Below are 25,471 nucleotides of genomic sequence, written 5' to 3'. Positions count from 1 at the left end.
TATGTCAATCGCAGGAATAAAAAAAATTAAAAGATCAGGCCTGTATCTTCGAGGAGCCCGGCATCCATGCCGGGACCTTCTCCCCGCCCGAGGGGAATTCCCTGAACCTGCGAAGAGAAACCGTCAGGTCGCGGGTGAATGCGAAATATCCGATCTGCGTGGTCCGGCAGAGTTTCATCGCCATGTCCATCAGGCCCCGGGGGTCGGGCCTCGATTCGCCGAGCCAGATGTGGAAGATGTTTCCCCCGTCCACGATGGGGAAAAAGACGTGCTCGATCTCCATCCTCTTCGCGAGGGTGATGTTCGCCCCCGGTGCCACGTGGGTCCCGTTCGTGTAGTAGATGGGAAGGTCGCGGGTGGTTCCGAGCCTCTTTAGCGCCGTCTCCAGGTCTCCCTTGATCACCTTCTCTGCAGAGTCCCGGTAGTTCTTGTTCAGCAGGTCCGAGACCGCGAACCGCTGTCCCGTCGTTTCCGCCGGCGTCCTGGCAAGTGCGATAGTCATGTGGTGCCGCTCGGAGAGTTCGCGGGCGTAGAGTTCCATCTCGGTCATGGCCCTCACCGCCAGCTTGAACGCATCTTTCGATTCGTGCAGCTGGGCGCCGGCGTGGTGCTGCACCATCTCGTTCACCCCTACCACCCCGATGGTGTAGACAAGCCCGTCCAGATCGACCGCGATGGAACCCCGCTCCCCTGAAACCGGGTCTTTCGGTCGTTGCATCGCGAACGGCATCCGACCATTGGCGCGGATGATCTCCAGCCAGCGGCGCTTGATCCGGAATACCTCGACGCAGATGTCCATCAGTGCGCGAAGCTCGGCAAAAAGCCGGGCATCGTCCCCTTCTGCTTCGTACGCCGCCCTTGTGCAGTTGAGGGAGACCACCTGCCACGAACCCATCGAGAAGTGCCTCCCGTCCCTGAAGAACAGCTTATCTTCGAACTGCGTGTCCTCGTCCGCAAGGGCGGAGAACTGGTAGGCGCAGCACTGGTAACAGGAGATCCCCTTCCCCGCGCCCCGGTATGCGGGTATCTGGTTATCGTAATACGGCGTCCCGAACTTCGACGCGAGCTCGAATGTAAGAAGATAGAGGTCCTGGTAGGTGGGAAGATCGGGGTTATTCCTGTTGAATTCTTCGTCCTCTTTTAAGAAATCCGGCTCGATGCTGATCTCGGGTTTGGGGAAGCTGAACGGCTTGCCCCAGTAGTCCCCCTCCATCATCACCTCAATCATCGCCCTGAATAACAGGCGGACTTCTCGTTCGAACTCCCCGTAAGTCCTCCTCGGTCCGGAAGACCCGTCCCACACCTTGCCCTTGTAGACACAGGGCTTGTCCCTCCAAAGCGATGGCACCCCGGGACTGAGCTGAACGGAAGAGAATACCAGTTGTCCGCCACGGGCGACCATCATCTGGGTCATCTCGTACACGAACATCTGCATCATCTGCCGGATCTCCCCGTACTCCATTCCCTCGAAGAACGGGGAGAGGAACGTGAGGAAATTATAGTACCCCTGCCCGCCCGCGAAGTTTGTCTGGGCGCTTCCGAGCGCTTTCACCGCGTGGAGGACCGCGACCTCGCACCGCTTCGCGGGGCCGGCCACCGACGCCTTGGTCCCGTTCCCGTCGGGCATCAACCCGTAGTAGAAGAAGTAGCGCAGGTCCCAGTCCTGACAGAACGGCCTGGTCCCGAAATACTCGAGGTCATGGATATGGATGTCTCCCGCCAGGTGGTGATCGGCGAGGTGGGGCGGCAGCTGGAGGAGGTACTGTTCCTTGCTGATCTTGTCCGCTTTCTTCTTATGTGAGGTCTCCGCGTTCTCCTGCAGGTTTGCATTGTCTTTGGCCTCGAATCCCCGCCCCACGTCGATGAGGTGGGCATCGAAGACCGGTGTCCCCACCCTTGTGCAGACATTCCTGTACTGGACCATTCCCTGCTCGAGCAGGGTGATATTCATGATCTCGCGGATAAGGGGGCCGCTCAGAGCCTGGATCCCCATAGACTGGATCCGCTGCTCCACCGTGCGGGCGATTTCCTGGGCCAGTTCCTCGTTGGCGCTCTCGAACCCGTAGAACGTCTTTACCAGGCTGGTTTCCTCGACGATCTGCCTGACGATGCGCTCCCTGTCCCACTCGACGATATGCCCGTCCGTGGTACGCACGGGGGGCATCGGGGAGACGAAGACACCGTCAAGGGTTGCCTGCCTGGTCTCCCGGGCTGCCATTCAGGCTCCCTCGATCAGGTTCTTAATCTGGTCTTCCCTGACCTTTCCGGAAGAGAACAGGTCTTCCGAAGTGAGGAACCGGTCGTCGTTCTGCAGCACCGGGGCCTCGTTCACAAAGACCCCGTTCACCCGGAGCTCGGTGAGCGACTCCGCGGACGAGAGATCCCGTTCGGCATAGGGGATCCCGCTGCCGGACAGGAATTCCTTGAGCAGTTCGCAATTAGGACAAAATTCCAGTGTATAAACAATTAATTGCGTAGTGGTATCCATTACTCTCCCCCGGGAATTCTCTTCTTCACCCATTATCCCTGATTGGTGAAAAAATATTTTGTTCATGGGGTCGCGATTGTATATAAGCAGGGCGTTTGGTGCACGAGGGCAGGAGCAGGCGATGGGATGTGGGTGGTTGAGACTCCCGGAAAGATCGGGAAGGAATCGATAATATGGTGAGACTTTTCGTGGCAGTCGATCTCCCTGTGGAGATCAGAGAGAAGATCCGCGAGTGCCAGGCCGAGCTGAAGACGGGAAAGGCGAGGGTCACGCTGGTGAAACCGGATCAGATCCATCTCACCCTGAAGTTCATTGGCGAGGTGGACGAACCTACCGCAGACAAGATCAGAGAAGCACTGAAGAAGATCAGGTTCACCTCCTACGGCCTCGAGGTGGGGACCATCCAGGCGAACAACCCCCGTCGCCCCAGGGTCATATGGTGCAGCATTCGCGACGGCGGAGAGAGCGAGGAGCTCCACCGCCGGATCGAAGATGTCCTCCTGCCTCTGGGGGTCCCCCGCGAGGACCGTGCGTTTACCTCCCATGCCACCGTTGCACGGGTGAAATCCTATCACCCGGACCTGGATGAGGCCCTCCAGCAGCTGAAGGGTCGCGAGTTCGGATCCTGCAGGGTCGAACGGATAATCCTGAAGAAAAGTACCCTGACTCCTTCGGGACCGATTTACGAGGATCTGATGGAGGTCTCCTGTTGAGCTTCTCCCGGGCGGAATTGTCAGTTCTGGAGAAGATCCGCCCTCTTCCCGAGGAGATCGCGCATGTGGGACACGTAGCGAACCAACTGATCGGCATGGTCTCATCGGGGGGAAACGCCGAGGGGATGCTGGTCGGCTCGGTGGCGAGGAACACCTTCGTCCGTGGTGATCGGGACCTGGACATATTCATGCTCTTTGACCCGGGGTTATCCCGGGAAGAGCTCGAGTATGAGGGGTTACGCCTTGCGAAGGAGATCGCGGAACAGTTCGGGGCGGAATACCGGGAAAAGTATGCCGAACATCCCTATATCAATGCCCGGATCGACGGGCTCGATGTCGACCTTGTCCCCTGTTACCGGGTCCCCTCCGCTGCCGGCATCCAGAGTGCGGTAGATCGCACCCCCTTTCATACGAGGTACATCGTCGACCGGATCGCACCGTTTACGGATGACGTCCTCCTCCTGAAACAGTTTGCCAAAGGAGGCGGAGTGTACGGGTCGGACCAGATGACCGAAGGGTTTGCGGGGTATCTCTGTGAACTCCTGGTCCTGCACTACAAGGGGTTCCACCCCCTCATCGAGGCCGCAGCGGGCTGGAAACCCGGAACGGTGATTGATCTCAACGGACACGCCGCAAAGAAATTCACCGAGCCCCTGGTGGTGGTTGATCCCGTCGATCCCAACAGGAATGTTTCCGCTTCACTCTCGCTCACCAGGATGTGCGAGTTCATCGAGCTCGCTCGCGGATATATCGAGCACCCATCGTCCGCCTTCTTCTTTCCTCCGGAAGAAGAGGTCATATCACGCGAGGAGTTGCGGGAACATCTCAAGTTCAGGGGCACCTGCCTCTACGCGCTGGTCTTCGACACTCCTCCGCTCATCGAGGATATCGTGGTCCCCCAGCTCCGGAAGAGCACCGATGCCATCAGGGCGCTCCTCGAGCGTCAGGGCTTCCTGGTCAACCGGTGCGATTGCGCAATGGACGAGGACCTTTCCATGATACTCCTCGAGCTTCTGGTCGATACTCTGCCTGCGATCCGGCGGCACGTGGGGCCTCCCGCATGGACGAAGGTGAATGCCCTGAAATTCACGGAGAAATACCACGACCTCCGCCAGCTGGATCTCCTCGCCGGGCCCTTCATCGAGGACGGGAATTACGTGGTGGAGATCTCCAGGAATTACCCCCATGCACGGGACCTGCTCAAATCCCACCTGGTGCTGGAGGTGGGACTCGGGAAGCACGTCAAGCAGTCGATGGAGGAGTTCTGGGAATTAAAAGAAGGGGACGAGTGCTGGATGGACCCGTTCTCATTGTTCATCACCCGGTTCATCCTGAAAGAGTCTCCCCTCATGAGGATCAGGAGGAACGAACCCCCCGGAGGGTATCCCGGCCCGGACTGAAAAACGTAATGAACAGAACGATGATTATTTTTTTAAATTCCAGAAAAGAAAGCCCCCTCTGATAATTTTTATATAATGCATCACCAAATATTGCACTGTTCTTCGATGGCATCAATAAGGCGTGAGTCGGGACTCTCGGAAGTGATAGGCTTTATCCTCATCATCGCACTCATCGCAGCCATCGCCTCGCTCTATATCACCTATGCAGTGCCGGCCCAGGGCCGGGCAAACGAGATCACTCACATGCAGTACATTCAGGACGAGTTTACCGGCTACAAGATCAGTATGGACAGTCTCTGGGTGAATGGCAGAACGGATGTGACACTGGGAAGGACCATCCAGCTGGGAACGCTGGGCAGCGCCACCCAGGGGTCTTCCTTCATCAATCTCCCGCTCTTTACCCCCTACGGTTCCGGGGGGACGATGGTGGTGAACGGGAGGACGGATACGATTAGTTACGCATTTCCCGACGTAATAACAGAGGGTTTCCCGGGGGATTATGCACCGAATGTTACTCCTATTCGGGATCTGCCGCAGCACCTCTATGTCGAGGTTATGACGACGGACAAGACCCAGGGGGGAGGGATCACCATCACCCCCACCACCGGTAACTGGGTCATGGAGATAAATTCCTCAAAAGTTATCACCGGGTCGTCGGTTTCAACCCCGATCACCCCGATTCCTACCTTTACCTACACGGGTGGAAACCAGTTCGACCAGATCCTCAACTATATCAATACACAGATCGTCCCATGGTCCGGGAGTGTATCCGCTTCTTCAAATTATACCAACGGACTGACCCTGACCTTGATTAAGAACAACAATGCCACGTTCAGCAGCCTGATCCTGGTCCCGGATATACAGAATTCCAGATACTACCTGATCGACCTGCTTGATCCCGCATACGGACTCAGTGAGGATTTCACCACCCCGGCGGAACTGACGTTCGTGAAAACACCGGCCTGGAATTACAAATACCCTGTTTCGGCGGGGTATACACGCCAGTCATTCATCAGCACCCCGCACCGGATGGGTTCGCTCGAATATCTCTCGAACAACAATTATTGGATCCAGCAGAATTACATTTACCAGGACGGCGGAGTATTCCTGTTCCAGCCCGGCGAAGCGGCCGGAGTGGTGAAGATCTTACCCTCGATATCCCTCACGCTCCAGACGCCCGATATCCTTATCGTCCAGATAACGGATCTTGTGGTCAATTCCTCCACCCAGTCGCTCGGGGGAACCTCTCCGGTCGAGGTGACGGGATTTATTGAGGACCAGTCGACCGATACGATCGACGGGACCGTGATCGCACGGGGAATTCCGAACGCACAGGAGGTGACGATTTACGTGAACGCCGAGGATGTTCCCGCAGCAACCATGTGGGAGGGTGCATTCCAGCAGGTCCGGGCGATCGGGGTCCAGAATAACGTGCCCTGGGACTGGAGCTCCGTAACGAGGTCCGGGTCGCAGTGCAATTTCACCATCTCCGGGCCATCGTCCACCGATTTCGACATCATTGTCAAATATACTCGGGTAAATCTGAGCACCTCGATACAGACCGTGGCTATCTGATCGAACCATGCAGAACACTTCCGCCGTATCCGAGCTGGTGGGAACCCTCATCCTTATCGCCATAATATCCGGGGCCGTAGGTATTGTTGCCGTCGCAATTCTCTCCCAACCCGTGCCACGCGATATACCCGCAGTACGGGTGTTCGTAATTGATGAAGGCTACAATCTCACCCTGCAGAACCAGGGGGGTGATACACTGCCCCCCGGAACCTATCGCATCCTGGTCAACTCAGCTGACAGAACCGCAGATTTCACCCCACCTCCCTCCGTTACTCCGTTCATGATAGGGCAGACCCTTACCCTCACTCCCGTGACGGGGGTCCGTTCCGTCACCCTGGTTTATCAGGGTGAGGATATTTCCGAAGGGGTCGTGCTCTTCTCAAAAAATTTTGAATAATGGTATTTTTTAGTCGGAAGCCAACACTTAATACCCAAAGCCGCCAGAAAATGGTGCGGAGCCTAACCGAGGCATGTATATGGAGAACGAGAACGGAGTTTCGGAAATTGCAGGTGCCATTCTTCTCGTCGCACTGGTGATCCTGGCAATGATGATAGTCGCAGTGGCCCTTCTCTCCCAGCCGCCACCCCGGGAAATTCCCCAGGTAAATGCCGTGGCCGGAAACAATACGAGCTATATATTCATCAGGCACAACGGGGGGGACCCGCTTACCCCCCTGGAAACTATCGTAAGGATCGATGGAAACCCAAATCCGGTTCCGAACGACCAGATACTTCTTCGCTACGAGAACGGGACCCAGGCCAACTGGACGACCCAGGACTGGACTGTCGGGACGACGCTGGTCATCCCGGACTCCCGGACTCCCCAGAGCGTCTCCCTGATCTACAACGGAGGTTCGTCTCAGGCATTGCTGCTGACCGCGACGTTCACCGAGACACCCGCGTCAGTCGCTCCCACGCTCCCGCCCGGCTCGTACCATACGATCACCTCAATTGCCGGGTCAGGAGGACATATCTCACCTTCGGGCCAGGTCCAGGTCCCGGACGGCGGGTTCCAGAATTTCATCGTAACCCCGGATCCCTGTTACCGGATATCCGGCGTCATCGTAGATGGTTCCCCGGCAGGTGCGGTGAGCAGTTACAGTTTCAATAATGTCCAGGCGGACCATACGATATCTGCAGCATTCGCGTCGAATACCCTCTCAATCGTTGCGACTGCGGGAGCGAACGGATCAATCCTTCCGAACGGCACGGTCCCCGCCACCTGCCACGGGTCGCAGACTTTTTCCATAACTCCCTCGCCGGGGTATTATGTCCAGAATGTTCTGGTCGACGGATCGGCGGTAGGGCCGGTAGCCACCTATACGTTCGGGGATATCGTCGCGAACCATACGATCTCCGCGTCGTTCTCCACCTCTCCGCCGTATTGCGTTCCGGTTATCGCGAATTTCAATGCCGTCCCGACCAGCGGGGACATTCCGCTGTCGGTCACCTTTACCGATACGTCCACCGGCCACCCCAACTCCTGGCAATGGGATTTCGGGGATGGGACTGTCAATTCAACCGTCCAGAACCCGATCCATACGTACGCGGCAGGAGGGTCTTATACTGTGACTCTGACCGCATTCAACACGACCTGTGGAAATTCGGGATCCGTAACTTTTACGAATCTGATAAATGCCACCTCACCCGCTCCTGCCTGCGGTACCATCTCCGGGTACAAGTGGAATGACCTGAATGGGAATGGCAATTGGGATTCAGGTGAACCCGGGTTGAGCGGATGGACGATTAACGTCTCCGAAAAACAAGGAAATCATTGGACTTCCCTGGCAACCACCGTGACTAATTCGAGTGGATATTACATCTTTACCGGCCTGACTTACCATCCCGCAAACGATTACCTCGTACAGGAAACATTGCAGACCGGATGGCAGGAGACCTTCCCGGCAAGTGGTTCGTGGGAGGTTCACCTGGAACCTCCGGGCCCCGGCTCAGTGGGAGTCCCGCCAAAATGCTATGCGACTGATGTGAATTTCGGGAACAAGTGGGCGCCTGATTTCAGCGGGTCGCCAAGAAACGGCCCTGCACCCCTTACAGTGGATTTCACGGATTTGTCAACAGGGAGCAGCTCCTGGCTCTGGAATTTCGGTGACGGAGGCACTTCCACGAATAAAAACCCGACCCACACCTACCCGAATCCCGGAACCTATACCGTGACATTGACTGTTTCGAATAGCTGGCAGACCGTCGCAATTCAAAAAGTTGGATATATTGTCATAAATTCATGCATGAGCGGATACGGCAATCCTATCCTGTTCAATAAAAATTGGAATGACAATAGCGTTCACGGTTTCCTTAAAGATGGGACATACGTGCAGGTAAGGAACATCTATGGCACGTCAAACGATCATTCTTATATCAGGATCAACGGAGAAACAATCGATCTGGCATACGGGGATACGGTTCGCCTCGCAATCCACGGCGATCAGACCACAGGAGATGCGGATATTTATACATCCCAGATTACCCGTTTCAATTTCTACGCCGATCTCTATATCAACGATCTGAATACGCCCTACAGAACCGGGTCTGTCGATAAAATTTGGATAAAGGTGTATGATTCCTATATGTCCACGCTTTCATTCCATATGCCCTCGATCACTTCTTCGACCAGATTTGAGGCGAATGGGAATGTGTTGATCGACTGGTATCCTTTGAACGGCGACATAGTTGATATTGTGAATATCGGTGTTCCCCCGGACGGGCAGGCGAGGATCGACCTCAAATCAACATCGGTATACATAGATTGCAGCGGGAACTATGCCGCCTGTCCTGTGTGAGGGTGCAACACATTTTTTCTGTACCACAGTTTTAGGATTCCACCTTCATTCCATACCTTGAACCCTTATCCCCACGGACAACCAAACTGTGTTAAAATGGCAGAGTCGTCAGGTCAGAAGAATCGTCATAGAATGACCTGGATTGTCATCACCACCATCGCGATACTTTTGGTCATTGCCATACTATTCCTCCTGATACAGCAATCGGGAACGGGTGAACCTTCAGTCAACCTCACCGCTTTCCAGGACCGGGATACGATTCTTCTTGTCCATGACGGAGGCGATTCCCTCCCGGGTGACAATCTCATTATTCAGATCAACGGAATCGTCATTCCATCCTCGCAGATTTCATTCGTCGAGGGCCAGGAATGGCCCTTTTCTATCGGAAAAACCCTCGTCATCCCCTATTACCCCTCAACGGAACCTCAGACCCTCACCGTATCCTATGACACCGGCACCTCCCGCACCGAAATCTTCACCGCCACAATCCCCCCGGCAACTGAATTACCGACCGTAACCCCCACCATCTCTATCCCGGAAACCGAACCAACAATTCCGATCACCGCCCCGGTCACCGTTGCCATAACAACCCACCCCACAACGGTTCCCGCCACGCCAACCCCTCCCGGACCCCCGCAGGCTGCATTCGGGGCATCCCCCCGGTCCGGTCCCTATCCCCTCACCGTCTCGTTCACGGATCTCTCGACGGGGACTCCTGACCAGTGGGAATGGAACTTCGGAGATGGAGCGGAATCCACCGGAAAGAACCCGGTCCATACCTACACCGCGACCGGAAATTACACGGTATCGTTGAAAGTTGCAAACGCAGAGGGGGCGAATACCCGCATAATGCAGAACTATATCGGCGTGGGGTCGCCGGAGACCAGAGAGGTGACCCTCGATGCCGGGGGACCGGGGTCGCTCCTTCCGGGAGGATTCGCCCTGTTCACGGTCACAGGAAGCGGCGCCAGGATAAAAGTGGGGGGCAGGATTTTAACTCCTCAACCCGGCGATTCGGTCCGGATCGTTCTCGGGAACGACGGGCAGGGAAAGATCTCGGTCCATAACCCCTTTATCCTGGAATGGACCTTCGATGATACGGAGGTCGAGGTAAACGGGCAGCCCGCGGGAAAGGGCAGGATAAGTGACATTTCCATCCCGGCCTACGACGGGTTTGTCTCCAATCTCACCCTCTTCCTGCCGCCCGAATCGATGAAAGGACGGTTGATCGTCGAGGGGAGCACCACCGACCTGTCAACCCTGCAGGGCAGACTCACCCTCCTGGACCTCATCCCTGACCGGGCGGGAGACCTGGTCGTGGATACCTCGATGCCCGGCTCAACCTACTTCCAGGGAAGTACCTCAGGTATCCGGGATTAGTCCCGGCAATTCCCGCCATTCTTTCTTCCGGAACCTGTTGCAGAACGGCGCGATACAGGATTCCTGCCCGCAGGATCCTGTCTCCCCGGGTCGTCACCGTACGACGCTGTTTCTGCCGGATGAGGATCATTTCGATGTTGGGTATCGTGATATCAGGACGAAGATGAGAAGAAAAAGGAGAAAAACCGATATCTTCAATGGGGTTCCAACCGGAGCACAATCTTCCTTTGAGTCCGGTCAGAACCATTCTTTTCGCTCTAAAATAAGATACGGCCCCTCCCTCCCGGCATGTGCAGATCTCCAAGGATTATGTGGCAACGTCTATGGAGTGTCTCCTTCCTGTGGGATACTTCACGAAGGAGTATCCGGATGCGGTCCTTCGACGATGACAGAATCAGGCCAAGGCCGCCCCGTGCGCTTTTCCCTAACGGAGGGTTTCCCCCCCTCCGCGGGCGCCATCCCTCGCAATCGGGCCCCGATATTCCCGAAATTTTCCAATACATTCATATACCCCGGAGAGGTGACAAATTAGTATTTAAATTGAGTCCGGATCCACCGGCACCGGTGAACGCGATTCGGATTGGGTAGGAGTCTCATGGATAAGGAAGAAGCAATTTCCAGAAATATTCTGCTGATAGTGATCGTGGCGGTGGCGGTGATCGTGATAGGGGCGGTCATAGTGATGGTCCTTTTCCCTCCCCATCCCGATGTCGTGCCCCAATTCTCCGCAAATGTCGAAACATCCGGAAACCTCGTCTACCTGTATCATGACGGGGGGGATGCACTCTATGAGGATACCACGATCCTCAGGATCAACGGTCTCGCCATACCTGCCAGCAATGCCGTATTCCTCCATGGACAGGACTGGCCCTGGACCGCAGGTAAAACGCTCCAGGTGGCATACCCCGGGACAGACCCGGTGCAGCTGGTCCAGGTCATCTATTCCAGCGGATCCACCCAGGAGCTGGTCTATTCCACCGAGGTACAGGGTCCGCAGACCACTCCCATCCCCATCTCGACCGTAGCGACGTCGTTGATTACACCCACCGTATCTGCGACCGGTGCGACACCGGTGATGACAACTCCCGCGGAAACCGTTACTCCCCCGATTGGCCCCTCGGTCCCCCAGCCGCCTGTCCCTGCATTTACGGCCAGTCCTCGCTCGGGCGAATCCCCGCTCCAGGTCAGGTTCACCGATCTCTCCTCCGGTGTCCCCACCTCGTGGATCTGGAACTTCGGCGACGGCACTTCCTCTATCGAACAAAACCCGCTCCACACATATTCTTCAACCGGGGTCTACTCTGTGGCGCTCACCGTGGAGAACGCATACGGGACCAATACCCGCACCATTAACGATTATATCGCAGTAGGTATCATCCCGGAGGCAAACTTCGTGGGTACTCCCCGCGACGGTCCCGCTCCCATGACGGTCCAGTTCAACGATCTCTCATCGGGGTCCCCCGACAGGTGGACCTGGGACTTCGGCGACGGGGAGCAATCCGTGCTGCGGAACCCGTCCCATGTCTATCTCAAGCCGGGGAGCTATACCGTGACGCTCACCGCCGCGAACACCTTCGGTTCCAACACCCGGATCCAGAGCAATTACATCCATGTAAGCGAGACCATGACCCATAACGTCTATCTCCAGAACAGCGTCACCGGGTACCTCCTGCCTGACGGGTACCTGCAGTTCGTGGTCGGTGCGCCCGCGGGTAACATCAAGATCGCCGGCCATGTCTATCAGTTCCAGGAAGGAGACAAGGTCCAGTTATTCATCGGAGAGGTCCCCGTGGGAGAGATCGACGTCGCAGCGAGCGGGATAAACACATTCTATTTCGACGGGGTGCGCATGTACGTAAACGGCATTCTCGTTGAGAAAGGGACCGTGTCATCTATCAACGTCCCCGCATTCGACGGCCTCGTCTCCACCCTCGGGATCCGGATCCCTCCCGGTGAGACAGGATATACTCTCTTTGTCGATGAGAGCAGGGTAAGCCCCTCTTCCACGGACACCGTCACGTTCTCTGACCTCAGGCAGGACAGTTCGGGCAGGATGTATTACATCCAGAAAGTCGGAACTCTCACGTATGTGGGAGGTGCCGGAGGGGTAACAATAGGATAATTTTTTTTTCTATTCCGAAGCGAAGTTTCCGGGTTTTTTACAGAAAGATGCACGCAACATCTTCGATCCTTTACCCGGGTTCCCGGGATTTTACCTGTTTTTGGTTTTCAAGACCAGGGAAGTGATATCCTTCAACCGGTGCGTGACGAAATCATTCAGTTTCCCGGATCCCCCCTCGGTCCTGAGATATCCTTCATAGGCGGCTTTGGCTTCGTCCAGTCTCTGCAATCTCTCGCAGGCGAGTGCCTTGTTTATGTAGGCCCGGCCGTAATCCGGGTCAAGGGAAAGGGCCTGGTCGAATGCAGCGATAGCATCCTCCGCCTGGTTGCGATTATAGTAAATACTCCCCAGTGCGAAATACGCCTCCGCGTTCTCGGGTTTTATCCCGATGGCATGCCGGAGATCCTCAAGTGCCTCCTCGATCATTCCTCTTCTCGCGAATTCCGATCCCCTGAGGTAATACCCGGTAAAATTCCGGGGATCCAAAAGGATGGCCTGGTTAAAGTCTTCCATCGCTTCCTGGTACCGGCCCTGGGCTCCCAGGAGCGCTCCCCGGCGATTCAGCGCCTCGACGTATCCGGAGTTCAGTTCGAGTGCATAGCAGTAGTCAACAAACGCCAGCTCCGGTTCTCCCACCTTCTCGTGTTCTACCCCCCGGAGCACATAAATCCATTCCTCGTCTCCATTCCTCTCGATCGCCCTGGTAAAGTCTTCGATTGCCTCACCCGGATTCCCTGCATCCGCGTAGACAGAAGCCCTCATCCGGTATCCCCTGAATCCGGGGTTGAGTCTCAATGCCTGGGTAAAATCCTCGATTGCGAGAGGGTATTTCTGTTGGCTCCGGTACAATTCCCCCCGTTGAAGATAGGCTTCTTCGAGACCGGGGTCCAGCTGGAGAGCCCTTGAGAGCCGTTCCAGCGCATCATCGGGCCGTCCCATCAGGACAAGGAGTTCTCCCTGCCGGAGCAGGGGAAACGGGGACGTAGGAAATATCTCTCCCGCGCGTTCGTAGTCCGCAAGCGCCAGGTCCAGGTCTCCTTTACGCTGGTATTCTTCTCCTCTCCTGGTTATCGCCTCGGCGTTATCCGGAGCTGCCTCAAGGATACGATTGTAGGCATCTATCGCCTCGTCCCCCCGTCCGGCACCGCTGAACGCATTCCCCAGACAGAGAAGGGCATCAAAATTCCCGGGGTCCTTCTCAAGCACCCGGGAATAATCGTCCAGCGCCTTCGGATAGTCCTGGGTCAGGGAATACGCCCTGCCCCGCATCAGGAGGGCTTCCCTGCTGCCCGGTTCGAGCTCGAGAGCCCGGTCGAGGTCCCGCAACGCCATCGCTCCAAGACCCATTGCAAGGAATGCCCTCCCTCTTGACAGGTACGCGAGGGAAAAGTCCGGATCGACTCCCAATGCCTTGGTATATTCCGTGATCGCACGGTCGCACTCACCCTGGAGTTCCAGCTCGTGACCCCGGTCGAAATACGTCCGGGCATACGAAGGGTTGATACTCAGGGCCTTCGCATAGTCGTGGAGCGCCTCTTCGGTCATTCCCACCCGGTCGTATTCGTTCCCCCGGTTATAATACGCCTCGATATTTCCGGGATCGAGCTCGATTGCCCTGGTAAAATCGGCCAGCGCCTTCTCGCTCCATCCCAGTCGCGAATACGCGACTCCGCGTTGTATATAGAGCTCCCCGTCGTCGGGCGCCTCCGAGATCGAACGGGTGAGGTCCGCGATCTCCTTCTCGATCTCGAGGACCTCCAGGCCTTCAGGCACCCAGTCTTCCCGGACCTGCGGAGAAATCGGGCGGCTTTCCGGCGAGACCACGTCGATCTTCTGCTCGATGACTGCAGTGTCACTCTCCAGCCTCTCGTTCTGGACGATGATATCGGGTTCCGGTCCCGGGCTGTCGACGCACTTGGCAAGGTCTATGGCAATAGAAAAATCGGTGATTGCTTCGTCGTACTTCCCGACACGGTTATAGAGGACACCCCGGTTGTTATACGCCTCCACAAAATCGGGTCGTATCCCGATCGCACGGGAATACCATTCGACGGCCCGATCGAACTCACCATTTTTGGTGTATTCCACCCCAAGGTTGTTGCACGCCGGGGCATTGTCGGGATCCAATTCAAGACAGCGGTGATAATCTTCGATCGCCTCCCTGTTCCTGCCCGCTTTTCCGTATGCCACTCCGCGGTTATAGAAAATATCGGGGTTTCCCGGTCGTAGTTCGAGGGCCTTGTCATAATCAGCGACGGCCTCGTCGTACATCCCAACCTTGCTGTACTCGATCCCCCTGTTGAAGTACGCTTCGACAAAGTGGGGATCCAGCCCGATGGCACGCGTGTAATCTGCTACCGCGTCGTCGGACCTCCCTTTTCGGGCCAGGACAACCCCCCGGTTATTGAGCGCCTCGCAGTATTGTGGGTTGAGAGAAAGGGCGAAGTCGAAGTCTTCGAGGGCCCGCTGGTCATCGTCGAGTTCGGAATATTCCACCCCCCGGTTATAATAGGCTTCGGAAAAACCGGGATCGATCTCCAACGCCCTGGTAAAGTCTCCGATCGCGTCCTCTCTCCTCGAAAGACGGGAATACCCCACCCCCCGGTTATAATAAGCCTCTGAAAATTCCGGATTTGAGGCGATTGCCCGGGTATAATCCTCTACTGCCTTAGCGTATTCACCTTTCCCTGCCCACGCAACACCCCGGTTATTGAGCGCTTCGGGATCTCCGGGACAGAGTTCAAGCGCCCTGGTATAATCAGTAATGGCCTCATCGTACCGCCCTTTCCGGTGATACGCAACGCCCCTGTTGTAATAGATCTCGTAATGGATAAAAACCCCCCCCGCGTGCCTGCCCGGACGTCATTGAGAACGTACTGCTTATTTCCCTTTTGTGAGAAGATGGAGCATATACCTTTCTCCCGGGTCGGATTCGGAAGCGGTCTTCTCCCATTTCCTATTCGAAAAATTATAAAGATCTGACTGCAAAATTACACGTGTTACGATCTATCCTATATCTGCCTTCCCCCGCCTCCGGAGGGGGTTTGCGAGGCAGATCTACCGGATTCTATATCGGATATTCGGAGTGAAAATGAAAAAGAACGCCATATTATGGGCAATATGCCTCCTGGCCCTTGCATCGTCCCTCATACTGCCGGTACAATCTGCCGGAGTGTCGGAGAAGGTGATCCTCTACCAGACCGATTTTTCCACCAGTCCGGAATGGACGACTAACAGCCCCTCGTATTATTACTGGGACCCTGCCCTTCAGTCATACCACTACCTGACCGAGGGAGCCACCAACGGGTATGCGTTCATTCCCGTTTCGTACGACGGCGGCTCGCTCTTCCTCGAATTTGACGTCACCCCGGTCAGCACCAGAAAGGATGGAGCGTTCCGGTTCGGCATCACCAGTGACGAGATGGATATCACCCAGGGGACCGTCGTGCTTTCCCAGTTCGAGAATGGAAAATACGGGCCCCTGATGGGGCTCAAGGTCATCGATCAGAATAACCACCTCCATGAGGTCACCAGCTGGTCCGGATCGTACTGCGGGGATCTCAAGAACTGCGACACCGTTGAGTTCAGCGATAACGTAACGTATCATGTGGTATTGAGGTACAACGACGACCTCCAGAACGCCGACATACGGGTGACCGAGAAAGAGAGCGGGAACCTGGTATGGGGGTATTATGTCATGGTCGGCCAGGATCTCCAGTTCCTGAACCGGCTCGCGATCACTTCGAAAGGGGACTATGCACAGCAGAACAAGGCGGAGGGATACCTCGATAACGTGGAGCTCTACACCTACCGGATCGTGACCACCACTCCGACGCCGACCCCCACTCCGACAACCATCGCCACCACGGTGCCGACACCCACCCTCACACCAACTCCCACACCCTCCCCGACACCCGCTCCACTCCCCGCGGGATCGGTTCTTGCCGCGCTCGTGATCACGATTGGCATTCTGGCGCTATTCACGCGGCCCCGGTGAGTATAGTGCCCCACGATCCCGATACACGGAATACCCACGTGATGGAAGCAATAGGCCGGTGCAGGATCGTTATCAGGGACGGGAAGATCATCGAGGTGGGAACTCCGCTGATCAGAAGCTGTCCCCTGGCCAGGAGGTTCGGGATCCCGGTTGACCCTATCACTCCCGAAAATGTGCGGGAGAACATCGAATACCGCATGAAGACCTTCGGACTGTGCACTCCGGAGAGACATGTCACGATGAAGGGAGAGTTCGTTGGTTTCGGGGCATCCGAACTGCTTTCTTTTGCGTTGACAAACGGGGTTCTCGACTGTGCTGTGATTGCTGCCGATGGTGCAGGGACGGTGCTTGCTTCATCCCCTCATCTTATCCAGGGGATCGGGGGGAGAATGTCAGGGCTGGTCAGCACCTCTCCGTATCCCGGGGTCATAACCCGGATCGAAGACGAAGGTGGAGTGGTCCTCGATCCCGCTGCCGGAACGATAGACCAGGTGGAAGGAGTATCTCTCGCGTTCAGGAAGGGGTATCGCAGAGTAGGAGTGACCCTGGCCACGGCGGATGATGCCCTGGCCCTGCGCCGCAGGTATCCCTCGGCTTTCCTTATCGCGGTTCATACGACCGGAATTTCCCAGGAAACCGCCCTGATATATGCCGAGACGTGTGATCTCGTGACCTCCTGCGCCTCGAGGTTCGTGCGGGAGATCGCGGGGTCGAGAGCACTTCTCCAGGCAGGTTCTTCCATACCGGTCTTCGCGATGACCCCTGCAGGAAAGGACCTCCTCCTCGAGAAGGTCAGGGTCCTGGACCAGCCTGTAGTCCTGATGGGGGCCGATCTTCCGTTCGATTTGGGTAACCTGCCGGACCCCCTCGTCTGAAGGGACGGCAGGTTACGAAGCGGGGCGGAAAAAAGAAATGATGCGCGATTCCACCTGCAATCCAAAATTATCAGCATGTATCGTACAGCCCGGGAGAAGCCGATCCCCGATATACTCCTGGATTGCCCCGGGTAAACAATTTTAGTCGAAAAGAATCGTAGAAAATGCGAGGGGAGGGATTCGAACCCACGAACGCCTGCGCGACAGACCCCTCAAGCCTGCGCCTTTGACCTGTCTCGGCAACCCTCGCCCGTGACCATTATACAAATGAGTTCTAGGTAAAATAAAGTATCCATTTATCATTGGGGCGCAGATGCTCCGGTCCTCTCCGGTCAGAAACGACCCAGGGGGGCGGACCCGATGGGTGCGCAGATTAAGACACCAATGTATATGTAACATCACCCGACCTAGATCATACTATGTGGTCGGAGATTGCCCGCGAGTTTTCCGACTCGCCTTCCCAGAACAAGGTGGTCAGATTCCTGCTGGAAAACGGTTTCGGGGTGAACAACGAAGGCCGTGTAACGGTGAACGGTATCGAGATCCCTTCCACCCAGATCGCCCGGGCGATCCGGACGGACCGGCGCGTGGTGGATGCGACCGCCCAGCGAATCCTCAATCACCCTGTGCTCCGCGAGGTTTTTACCAATATGCGGGCGACTCCCGACCTGTCCAGGCTCGCGGAATCCCTTGGCCTTTCGGTGATCGTAATCCATCCCCGCGATGCGGGTGAGAAAGGGATCGTCGGAGCGGCGGTCAGGGTCATATCGGGCCACGATCTTTCCATCCGGCAGATATTCGTCACCGATCCCTACCTCTCCGAGGAGCCGCGCCTTGTGATCATCGTGGACGGGGAACTCCCTCCCCTGGTTATCGACGAGATACGGCATCTCCCCCAGGTAAAACAGGTTATTCTTTGAACGCGGAGAACGGGATTAGCCCGCCGGGAAGCGTTACCCGCCCGGTTCGGCGATACGTTCCACATCCAGCCATAGATGATATATTCTCCTCCGGATCTTCCGGGAAAGTGCGTACGAGCGGGCGATTCGGTCGTAGATCGTGATCACCCGTCCCCCGCGGACAAGGTTATCCGACGCGGCCACTATGCGCTCTTCAAGAGTAATGGGAATGCATGAGATAGGAATGAGCCCGAGCAGTGTGCATTCGTCAGCAGAAAGTCCGGCCCCGGTGTGGCATTCCACGATCCTTGCCACCTCTTCGGGGAGCCCGATATCCCTGCAGTAGGCAGCCCCCATTTGCGCATGGTGAAGAGAATGCGTAATCCCCCTCCCGATATCGTGGAGGCATGCCCCGCATGCCACGAGCCCGGTGTCCGCCATCCCGGAACATCTGGCATAGCGGACGGAGACCGTTTCCACCAGCGAGCAATGATCTATGACATTCGCGGAACAGCCCGCATCTCTGAGAAGTCTTTCGCAGTCCCCGTCTTCAGGCATGGCCCAGGGACTCTTTCATATCCTTTATCCTCTTTTTCAGGGCCCGGAGAAGGATCTGGTTATCGAAGTGTTCGAGCGGCTGGTCGCATATGGGACACTGGAAATTGCTGTCGGTCGCCTGAACGAACGTCTGGATGCCGCTGCATTCCTTGCAGATATAGAAATCGTTCTCCTCTTCGTAGCGCTCCCGTGCCTCGAGCTTCTCGAGCACGTTCTCCATATCCTCCATGATTACCTCGTAAATCAGGTCCATCCGGAGGTGCCACAGGTAGGTGAGCCACCCCGTCTCGTTATTCTTTATTCTCCTGTATTCGGCCAGCCTTTTTTCATAGAGAGTATAGAGGGTATGCCGCACCGAGTTCAGATTGATCCCGGTCTGCGACGCAAGGTCTTCGTCCGAAAATTCCCCTTCCGGCGGGAATTTTTCCAGAAGGCTGATCCCCTCCTCTCCGATCAACCGGTCCAGATATGCCTGTATTGCAGGATTGCTGAGTAACTCTTCCATGCCCCTTCAGCCCATATATTGCAGTACTGCGCTAATATGCTTATCCAACATACCCATCGCCCCGGCCCGGTCCTTTCCCCACCCGAGTACACTGACGATTGCCCGTCCTTCCCCGACCTCTGTCCCGGGGTAAGGGATGTCCGCAACAATTGGCCCCAGTTTCGAGAGATCGGTCCTGATCACCGTTTCCCGTTCCGCGAACAGGATCTTCCTTGCCGCGACTCCCGTGGTCTTCGGGCGTTCCGCCGGGATTCTTCCCCTGCACGCCCCCGCGTGGAGCGAGAACAGGTTCACCCCGGTCGCCCGTTCGACCGTGTCCAGGGTCGCCTGGAACCTCGGGTTCACCTCGATCACCCGGGGGGCATCCCCGAGCACGAAATCTACGCCGAGCGTCCCCACGCAACCGGATGCCCCCGCAATCTTCTCTGCAATATCCATCATGCGTGGTGCGAGGGGGTGATCAAGAGGGGTGATCGAGCCCGAAAAGCCGTATGCTGCCGATTCTTCTCCCCTGAGCAATTGTTCGTTCACCGCCACGGCGCGTGCGCGGATCCCGTCGCTCACGCAGCAGACCGAGGAGGGGAGCCCTTCCACGACCTCCTGAGCGATGAAATCGGGATATTCAAAGAATTTTTCCCATTCCTCCTGTTCAGCCCGTGTGAACACGACACGGTTCCTCCAGCCTCCCGAACCCTCCCGGGGTTTGAGCATGGCGGGATAAACCCCCGGCGGAGAGAGCGCGGGGGTGGGGACACCGAGTTCCCCGAAAAAATTCTGCATGGTGAGCTTATCCAGGAACCGCCGGATCTTATCGGGGGGCGTCCCGCAGATCGGAACCCCGGGCCGGAGGGATTCCGCGCCCGAGGTAAGGACCGCATAATCGACAGGGTGCCGCCCGATCATCTCCCCGATCGCTCCCGGGAGGTCGCCGAGTTCTTCGAACCCCGCGGTGTCGGCCGTATACCAGGAGAGGTCCTGGTCCCGGAAATGGTCCACCGCATAGACCCGGTACCCGGCCGCGAATGCCGACATCGCCACATGCCGGGTGGCAAACCCGGCAACAAGTATCGAAGGTTTCATACCTCCTCGGCGAACTTCCCCTCCCTGCTGGGGATTACCCGGATCCGGGCCCCGGGAAATTCACCCGAGAGTTCCTTCCCCATGAAGAGATGGTCGAGGAATACCGCGAGTCCCGCGATCTCGGAATGGGGCTGGTTGGTTACTGCGACATTATAATCGGCGAGGGAGTAGAGTTCTCCCGGTACTTTTTCCGCCCCTACCACCACCAGGATCTTATCCTTCGTGCGCAGGTCTGCCTCGACGTCAGGAAGGTTGATCCCGTACATGGTGAGGTGCACGACTATCCCTCCCAAGTCTTTCCAGTCCTGGATACAGCGTTTCCACCGCACTCCGTCGGTGACGAAAAAATCCCCGCCCCAGCGACCTGCTACGTCTCTGATGCTCTCTGCGACGCCCCGGTCGTCCGCGGCCAGGAACATACCTCTCGCTCCCAGGGCCCTCGCGGTGAGCCCGACATGGGTGGTGACCCGCTGGTCCCGTTCCGGACGGTGCCCGATCCGGAGTACCGCGATCTCAGGCATGGTCGTCTTCCCGGCGAATCTTCATTTTTATTACCCCATTCTCGATCTCGTAAGGAAGGTGCGGGTCATACCTGCAGTGGCACCGTAGCATCATCTCCTGGACGGAAAGGACGGAATATTCTTCCCCCTTCCGCTGCACCAGGAGCTGTTGCTCCAGCCTTTGCAGGGACTCTTCCACCAATTCGGGCGGAATTCCCGCCCGCTCCGAAAGGTCCTTCACTCCCGCGCGGCCGGGATCCGCCAGCAGGTGGTAGATCAGCCAGTCCTGGTCCTCTTCTTTCACCTGTATTCATTCGGCAATTCCGGGAATATAGCTTATTCTCTTCCCCCTGATTCCGTCCGATCTCCCGGGGAACTATTATTGCCGCGGAGACACCAGCACGTATTCAATGCCCGAAGACACCGAACAGCCCGGGGGTGCCGGGATACCGGAGGAGCACAGGATCAGTTACCGTGAACTTTCCCAAACCGTGGACGCCCTCCTGGACAGGGTCGACGAGGACACGGATGCACTTGTGAAGGAACTTGACCGCTTCCCCCCGCATCTCCGCGACGAATTGTTCCGGTCCGACCTTCTGAATGCCTTCCAGGTTTTTTATTTTTATTTCAGGGAGGATCCCGGAGATTTTGAGCGCGAGCGACTCGAACTCGAGCCTGCATCCTCGCTCGCCGGCGGGGTTACCATCAACGAGATCGAACTGCTCGAACTGGTGTTTCGGCTGGATAAAGAAGGAGGGGTCATCTCGGTCACCGATGACGACCAGATCCTGGCCAACTTCCGTGGAAAGGATGCATACCGGAGAGCCAAGGAGTTCATAGACGAAACGCTCTGATTCCTTGGCTGAACCGGAACTACAGGGGATAAGCCCCCACATTATCGGAACCGGAATTTACAGGGTTAATCCGGGACACCCCCCGGTCCGTCCCTGTTCCCGGGGTCCCGGGTATGTCCGTTCCGGGTCGCCGTGATAAGAAACCACGGATGGTTATGGGAAGTAGGGTCCGTGCCCCGCGGTGATCAGCCCGGTCTCCACTCTCGCGGGTATCAGTTCGGGTACAGTCCCCCACCGGGTCGTCCAGCTTCCGGCAACCACCATCACCCCTGTGACCCTCGCCGGGTCAAGCCGGGAAAAGACCTCCTGGTCCGCGGGGGTGACCTGATTGCAGATCGAGGTGGCCCAGGCGTCGGCAAGGGCGACGTCATCCGAAAAGACTGTAACCGCGTCCGCCATCCCCAGCGAAACAGACGGGCCGACGGTTGCGGAGGAGGTGCATATCCCCAGGATCTCCCTCCGGGGCGGGACCCGGAACGCATAACGACCGCTGAATGGCGATTCCCCGGCGAATAACCCGATTTTCAGTTCGCGGTCGCTCAACAGTGCGATGTCCCCCCCATTGTCGACAACCCCGAATATCGCGCCCGCATCCTTCATTGCCTCCGCCCCGGCCCAGGCTATCGCCCCCGCAACCGCAGCCATGGGTCCGACCCCCGCCTCGATGCCGGCGGACGACATCCTCTCCACGATCAGCGGCGCACGGGTCACGGGGTACGGGTCGAACGTGGTGGCGAAGAACCGGTCGCCTGCGATATAATCCTCCAGTTCATGACGGGCCCGGATCATTCCCTCCCTGGCGGCCCGGATGTGGGCATGATCGAGTGCGAGGATCGTGGCAATGGTCTGCCTGAACTCGAAGTGATGCCGGATGATCTCACGGCTTTTATCCTGCCTCTTGTCCATGCTCCCGGAAGAACAGTGTGGTGAATGTACCAGAATAAACCAGCTCAATAAACCTTTTTTGCCCGGGAGCGCGAGGCAGTTAGTATGGCAGTCGGATGGGTGCGGAGGGTGGGGAGGAGACTCCTCTCCCGGCGCTCCCCGGAGGTCCGGTATCTCATCCTTGTCAGGGTTCTTCACCCCTGCATCGCCGGACTTATGCACGATCTGGCGACCACCTTCTTCCTCTCTCCCTCTGACATGAGGATGCCCCATATCACCCTTTTCGGACCGTTTACCCTTGAAGACCCTGACACTGAGCGGGAGATCCTCGACTGCATTGCCGGCGCGTCCGCAGATATCCATGAGACCGCGTACTCCCTTGGTGAGCTCCTCGAGCTCCAGGGGAGGAAGGGAAAGGCCGTCGTCTGGAAGGTGATCCTCCCGGAAGAGATGAAAACGGCATACCGGGAGATCTCGGTCTGTCTTTTCCGGCATGCAGGTGACTGCACCTGGCTCGACCGGGAACCGGATAAGAGAGTGATCCATATCACTCTTGCATTCAATCTGCCTGCACCGCTTGCGTTCCGGATAAGAGAGCATGTCCTGCATTCCGCGTGCCTGCAAAGATCCCTGGTGCCCGGACGGATCTGTGATACGGGCGCAGAAGAGCTGCAGGTTTCCGGGATTGCCGTGATCCGGAACGGGGCGCTATGGAAAGAGTATGACCTCGCGACAAAGACCTGGAAGGAACGAAAGGACTTGTTCACGCCCTGTTAACTCAAAGGAAGGGAAACCGGGAAGGTTACCTGCAATCCCCTCCACCCTATCCCTCATGGGTGAGGTTCCGGATCCCCGATACCCCGCAGATTCCGGATAGTTCCGTTATTGACCCGGAATCAGGGGAAAATCAGGGAGATGAGGATCTCCTTCGTCACCCTTCGGATTTACGGGAGAGCGCATGATGGGGGCAGATCTCGATACACCGGCCGCAGAGGACACAGCGCTTTGCCTCAACCCGGAGTTTCCAGTCCTCCCCGAATGAGAATACTTCCTGCGGGCATATGCTGATGCACGCCCCGCAGTCAACGCATTCCTGCTCGTTCAACTCGATCTGGTCCTCCAGGATTCGCACCGATGCACCAAGCGCCTCGAGTCTCTGCCTGATCAGTTCGCAGCTCTCGTCAGGTATGTCGATTAAGGCCTCTCCCTCTGACGAATCGATCTGGGCGCGTTCGACATTGATCAGGACCCCTGTCTCCTTCACCACCTGGGCGATGATCGGTTTTTTCCCCGCTTTCCGGGAGAATGTCACGATGAGCTTCATTTCAGCCACCTCCCCCCGAAAAGCTTCGAGAGGTCCATCGCGGTGAGCATCCCCAGGACGTGATGTCCCTTGTCCACCACGGGAAGGGCGCTGATATTGTTCTTCTCCAGCTTCTGGATCGCAACATCGACAGGCTCCTCCGGGGTGGTAGTGATGACCTTCGTCCTCATGATATCCCGCACAAGACTCCCCTTGGACGGGTTCACGACCGCCTTCGAGATATCGTACGTAGTCACTATCCCGACGAGCACCCCGGCCTGATCGATCACCGGGAGATGGTTCGTCTCACCTTTCAGGAGCCTCATGGCCGCGGTCCGGATCTCGTCGTGTTCCCCGATGGAGATCACCCGTGTGTCCATGATATCAAGTACCCTCGGAGCATGCACCGTCTCTTTCATGGGCATGGCCTTCTTCTGCGAGGAGATTTTGCGGGTTGGAAGCGCCAGCTCCATCGATCCCTTCTCGATCCAACTCTTGAGCTCCGTTGCGACCTCCTTCGCCTTGCGATAACTTGAGAGCGATGAGGTCCGCACCTCTTCGCCCGCGATCTCGACGAATCCGCTTTTTAACTCCGCATAGGTGACCTTGCGGAACGACGGGCGATCCCTGGCAGGAATACCGTAATCGACAATGTCCACGGCGATGTCCTCGTCCCTGACCGCGCAGTTCCTCACCGTCTCGATATCAAGGACCGGGAGGGGGATGCCAAGCCCTACGTAGAGCGTTACCCCGTAGCCGTGCATAGTCGCCGCCCTGAGGTAATCGGAAGACATCTCCTTAACGTCACAGGTCACCATCAGCGTCCCGAACCCTGACCCCGGGGAGTGCTGGGTCCCTTCTCCGACCACCATCCCCTTACCCCCGCCGAGGAAGACAGGGACGCCACTCCCGATCAGCCGGAACCCCGGGTCGTTCGAGATGGGGTTCAGAAGTCCCGCTCCCGAGTAGGTCACGTTTCCGTGGTTTGGGAGAAGCATTCCCATGTAGGTGAACATGGTACGATCGGTGCTGTTCGACGCCGCGTTATACCGCTGGTATGCATTCCGTGGGTTCACCATGATCGCCTGGTTGAGGTTCTCCAGGCGCAGCTCGGTATTTATGGTCCTTCGCGGATAACAATCGGTTCCGCGGGAGATCGCCCTGAGCTCAACGGACTTTCCGGCGATAAAATCCTCGATAACGTGAGCCCCGCCGTACTGGTCCTCCCGGGTGGTTGACTCCTGGGTTGCCCCGATATAGGCGTCCACCGCGGCGAGCCCCGCATATGCCTCCACGTCGTTGAGCCAGACTCTCTCCATCCTGATGGGTGGATCCGCATGCCCGAAGTTGAGGAAGGTCCCCGAGGAGCACATCGCGCCGAAGGTCCCTGTCGTCACCACGTCAACCTCGGCAAGCGCCCCCTCCTCCCCCAGTTCGGATACAAGGGCAGGCATCTCTTCTGCGGTCACCACCCGCGCATTCCCGTCCCTGATCCTCTGATTGATCAGATCGATGGACTTGTCCATACCATGGTATATT

Annotated in this window: 23 protein-coding genes and 1 tRNA gene; 12 read left to right on the top strand and 12 right to left on the bottom strand. The window is 57.1% G+C overall.

What is annotated here, in order from left to right; all coding sequences use genetic code 11:
* Nucleotides 1–34 precede the first annotated feature (34 nt).
* Both nrdD and J2741_RS11165 read right to left on the bottom strand, forming a co-directional pair.
* Nucleotides 35–2,218: an anaerobic ribonucleoside-triphosphate reductase gene (gene nrdD, locus J2741_RS11170; protein WP_209675325.1), complete on the bottom strand. Its 2,184-nt coding sequence runs from the start codon at nt 2,216–2,218 to the stop codon at nt 35–37.
* Nucleotides 2,219–2,521 carry a glutaredoxin family protein gene (locus J2741_RS11165; protein WP_245249507.1) on the bottom strand — a complete coding sequence of 101 codons (303 nt, stop codon included), beginning with the start codon at nt 2,519–2,521 and terminating at the stop codon, nt 2,219–2,221.
* A gap of 140 nt (nt 2,522–2,661) precedes the next feature.
* On the opposite strand from J2741_RS11165, the gene thpR reads away from it, so the two are divergent.
* The 7 genes from thpR to J2741_RS11125 all read left to right on the top strand — a co-directional run bounded on the left by thpR (nt 2,662) and on the right by J2741_RS11125 (nt 12,476).
* Nucleotides 2,662–3,201, top strand: coding sequence for an RNA 2',3'-cyclic phosphodiesterase (gene thpR, locus J2741_RS11160; RefSeq protein ID WP_209675324.1), 540 nt, complete (start codon nt 2,662–2,664; stop codon nt 3,199–3,201).
* On the top strand, nt 3,198–4,601 hold the full coding sequence (gene cca / locus J2741_RS11155) for a CCA tRNA nucleotidyltransferase (RefSeq protein ID WP_209675323.1): 1,404 nt from the start codon (nt 3,198–3,200) through the stop codon (nt 4,599–4,601). Before thpR ends, cca begins: the two co-directional genes overlap by 4 nt.
* A 105-nt stretch (nt 4,602–4,706) precedes the next feature.
* Nucleotides 4,707–6,176, top strand: coding sequence for a hypothetical protein (locus J2741_RS11150; RefSeq protein WP_209675322.1), 1,470 nt, complete (start codon nt 4,707–4,709; stop codon nt 6,174–6,176).
* Between the two features lie 7 nt (nt 6,177–6,183).
* A complete protein-coding gene (locus J2741_RS11145) occupies nt 6,184–6,573 on the top strand; it encodes a type IV pilin (protein ID WP_209675321.1) in 390 nt (129 codons plus the stop codon).
* Between the two features lie 79 nt (nt 6,574–6,652).
* Nucleotides 6,653–8,974 carry a PKD domain-containing protein gene (locus J2741_RS12970; protein ID WP_245249503.1) on the top strand — a complete coding sequence of 774 codons (2,322 nt, stop codon included), beginning with the start codon at nt 6,653–6,655 and terminating at the stop codon, nt 8,972–8,974.
* 132 nt (nt 8,975–9,106) lie between these two features.
* Nucleotides 9,107–10,354 (top strand): PKD domain-containing protein, encoded by a 1,248-nt coding sequence (locus J2741_RS11130; protein ID WP_209675320.1) that lies wholly within the window; start codon nt 9,107–9,109, stop codon nt 10,352–10,354.
* Between the two features lie 595 nt (nt 10,355–10,949).
* Complete coding sequence (locus J2741_RS11125; RefSeq protein ID WP_209675319.1) at nt 10,950–12,476, top strand: PKD domain-containing protein; 1,527 nt, start codon at nt 10,950–10,952, stop codon at nt 12,474–12,476.
* Between the two features lie 90 nt (nt 12,477–12,566).
* On the opposite strand, the gene J2741_RS11120 is transcribed toward J2741_RS11125, so the two are convergent.
* Nucleotides 12,567–15,296 carry a tetratricopeptide repeat protein gene (locus tag J2741_RS11120; RefSeq protein WP_342452275.1) on the bottom strand — a complete coding sequence of 910 codons (2,730 nt, stop codon included), beginning with the start codon at nt 15,294–15,296 and terminating at the stop codon, nt 12,567–12,569.
* 271 nt (nt 15,297–15,567) lie between these two features.
* Here J2741_RS11120 and J2741_RS11115 point away from each other — a divergent pair, with 271 nt between their 5' ends.
* Both J2741_RS11115 and J2741_RS11110 read left to right on the top strand, forming a co-directional pair.
* The gene (locus J2741_RS11115; RefSeq protein ID WP_209675317.1) at nt 15,568–16,473 is read left to right on the top strand and encodes a hypothetical protein; all 906 of its coding nucleotides are present in this window, start codon (nt 15,568–15,570) and stop codon (nt 16,471–16,473) included.
* A gap of 5 nt (nt 16,474–16,478) precedes the next feature.
* Nucleotides 16,479–17,348: a methanogenesis marker 8 protein gene (locus J2741_RS11110; RefSeq protein WP_342452263.1), complete on the top strand. Its 870-nt coding sequence runs from the start codon at nt 16,479–16,481 to the stop codon at nt 17,346–17,348.
* Nucleotides 17,349–17,513: 165 nt separating this feature from the next.
* Here the strand turns inward: J2741_RS11110 and J2741_RS11105 are convergent.
* Nucleotides 17,514–17,598: transfer RNA gene (locus tag J2741_RS11105), tRNA-Leu, on the bottom strand.
* A gap of 169 nt (nt 17,599–17,767) precedes the next feature.
* On the opposite strand from J2741_RS11105, the gene J2741_RS11100 reads away from it, so the two are divergent.
* Nucleotides 17,768–18,268, top strand: a complete 501-nt coding sequence (locus tag J2741_RS11100) for a regulator of amino acid metabolism, contains ACT domain protein (RefSeq protein ID WP_209675316.1) — start codon at nt 17,768–17,770, stop codon at nt 18,266–18,268.
* A 33-nt stretch (nt 18,269–18,301) separates the two neighbouring features.
* Here J2741_RS11100 and J2741_RS11095 read toward each other — a convergent pair whose 3' ends face one another.
* The 5 genes from J2741_RS11095 to J2741_RS11075 are packed head-to-tail and all read right to left on the bottom strand — an operon-like array spanning nt 18,302 to nt 21,194.
* The gene (locus tag J2741_RS11095; protein WP_209675315.1) at nt 18,302–18,805 is read right to left on the bottom strand and encodes an HDIG domain-containing metalloprotein; all 504 of its coding nucleotides are present in this window, start codon (nt 18,803–18,805) and stop codon (nt 18,302–18,304) included.
* Nucleotides 18,798–19,310: a transcription factor gene (locus J2741_RS11090; RefSeq protein ID WP_209675314.1), complete on the bottom strand. Its 513-nt coding sequence runs from the start codon at nt 19,308–19,310 to the stop codon at nt 18,798–18,800. Before J2741_RS11090 ends, J2741_RS11095 begins: the two co-directional genes overlap by 8 nt.
* 6 nt (nt 19,311–19,316) lie before the next feature.
* The gene (locus J2741_RS11085; RefSeq protein ID WP_209675313.1) at nt 19,317–20,390 is read right to left on the bottom strand and encodes an ATP-grasp domain-containing protein; all 1,074 of its coding nucleotides are present in this window, start codon (nt 20,388–20,390) and stop codon (nt 19,317–19,319) included.
* Nucleotides 20,387–20,911, bottom strand: a complete 525-nt coding sequence (locus J2741_RS11080) for a tRNA (cytidine(56)-2'-O)-methyltransferase (protein WP_209675312.1) — start codon at nt 20,909–20,911, stop codon at nt 20,387–20,389. The genes J2741_RS11085 and J2741_RS11080 overlap by 4 nt, the downstream gene beginning before the upstream one ends.
* The gene (locus tag J2741_RS11075) at nt 20,904–21,194 is read right to left on the bottom strand and encodes a MarR family transcriptional regulator (RefSeq protein WP_209675311.1); all 291 of its coding nucleotides are present in this window, start codon (nt 21,192–21,194) and stop codon (nt 20,904–20,906) included. The genes J2741_RS11080 and J2741_RS11075 overlap by 8 nt, the downstream gene beginning before the upstream one ends.
* Nucleotides 21,195–21,300: 106 nt before the next feature.
* Here J2741_RS11075 and J2741_RS11070 point away from each other — a divergent pair, with 106 nt between their 5' ends.
* The gene (locus tag J2741_RS11070; RefSeq protein ID WP_209675310.1) at nt 21,301–21,744 is read left to right on the top strand and encodes a hypothetical protein; all 444 of its coding nucleotides are present in this window, start codon (nt 21,301–21,303) and stop codon (nt 21,742–21,744) included.
* A gap of 153 nt (nt 21,745–21,897) precedes the next feature.
* Here the strand turns inward: J2741_RS11070 and J2741_RS11065 are convergent, their stop codons facing one another.
* Complete coding sequence (locus tag J2741_RS11065) at nt 21,898–22,620, bottom strand: UPF0280 family protein (RefSeq protein ID WP_209675670.1); 723 nt, start codon at nt 22,618–22,620, stop codon at nt 21,898–21,900.
* Between the two features lie 114 nt (nt 22,621–22,734).
* On the opposite strand from J2741_RS11065, the gene J2741_RS11060 reads away from it, so the two are divergent.
* On the top strand, nt 22,735–23,406 hold the full coding sequence (locus tag J2741_RS11060; protein WP_209675309.1) for a 2'-5' RNA ligase family protein: 672 nt from the start codon (nt 22,735–22,737) through the stop codon (nt 23,404–23,406).
* A 154-nt stretch (nt 23,407–23,560) separates the two neighbouring features.
* Here J2741_RS11060 and J2741_RS11055 read toward each other — a convergent pair whose 3' ends face one another.
* Nucleotides 23,561–23,953, bottom strand: coding sequence for a 4Fe-4S binding protein (locus J2741_RS11055; RefSeq protein WP_209675308.1), 393 nt, complete (start codon nt 23,951–23,953; stop codon nt 23,561–23,563).
* Nucleotides 23,950–25,458 carry a homocysteine biosynthesis protein gene (locus J2741_RS11050; protein ID WP_209675307.1) on the bottom strand — a complete coding sequence of 503 codons (1,509 nt, stop codon included), beginning with the start codon at nt 25,456–25,458 and terminating at the stop codon, nt 23,950–23,952. The genes J2741_RS11055 and J2741_RS11050 overlap by 4 nt, the downstream gene beginning before the upstream one ends.
* Nucleotides 25,459–25,471 lie beyond the last annotated feature (13 nt).

The sequence above is a fragment of the Methanolinea mesophila genome (genome assembly GCF_017873855.1).
GTDB lineage: Archaea > Halobacteriota > Methanomicrobia > Methanomicrobiales > Methanospirillaceae > Methanolinea_B > Methanolinea_B mesophila.
Note: the sequence above shows the minus strand (reverse complement) of the source record. Positions and strands in the feature narration are given on the sequence as shown.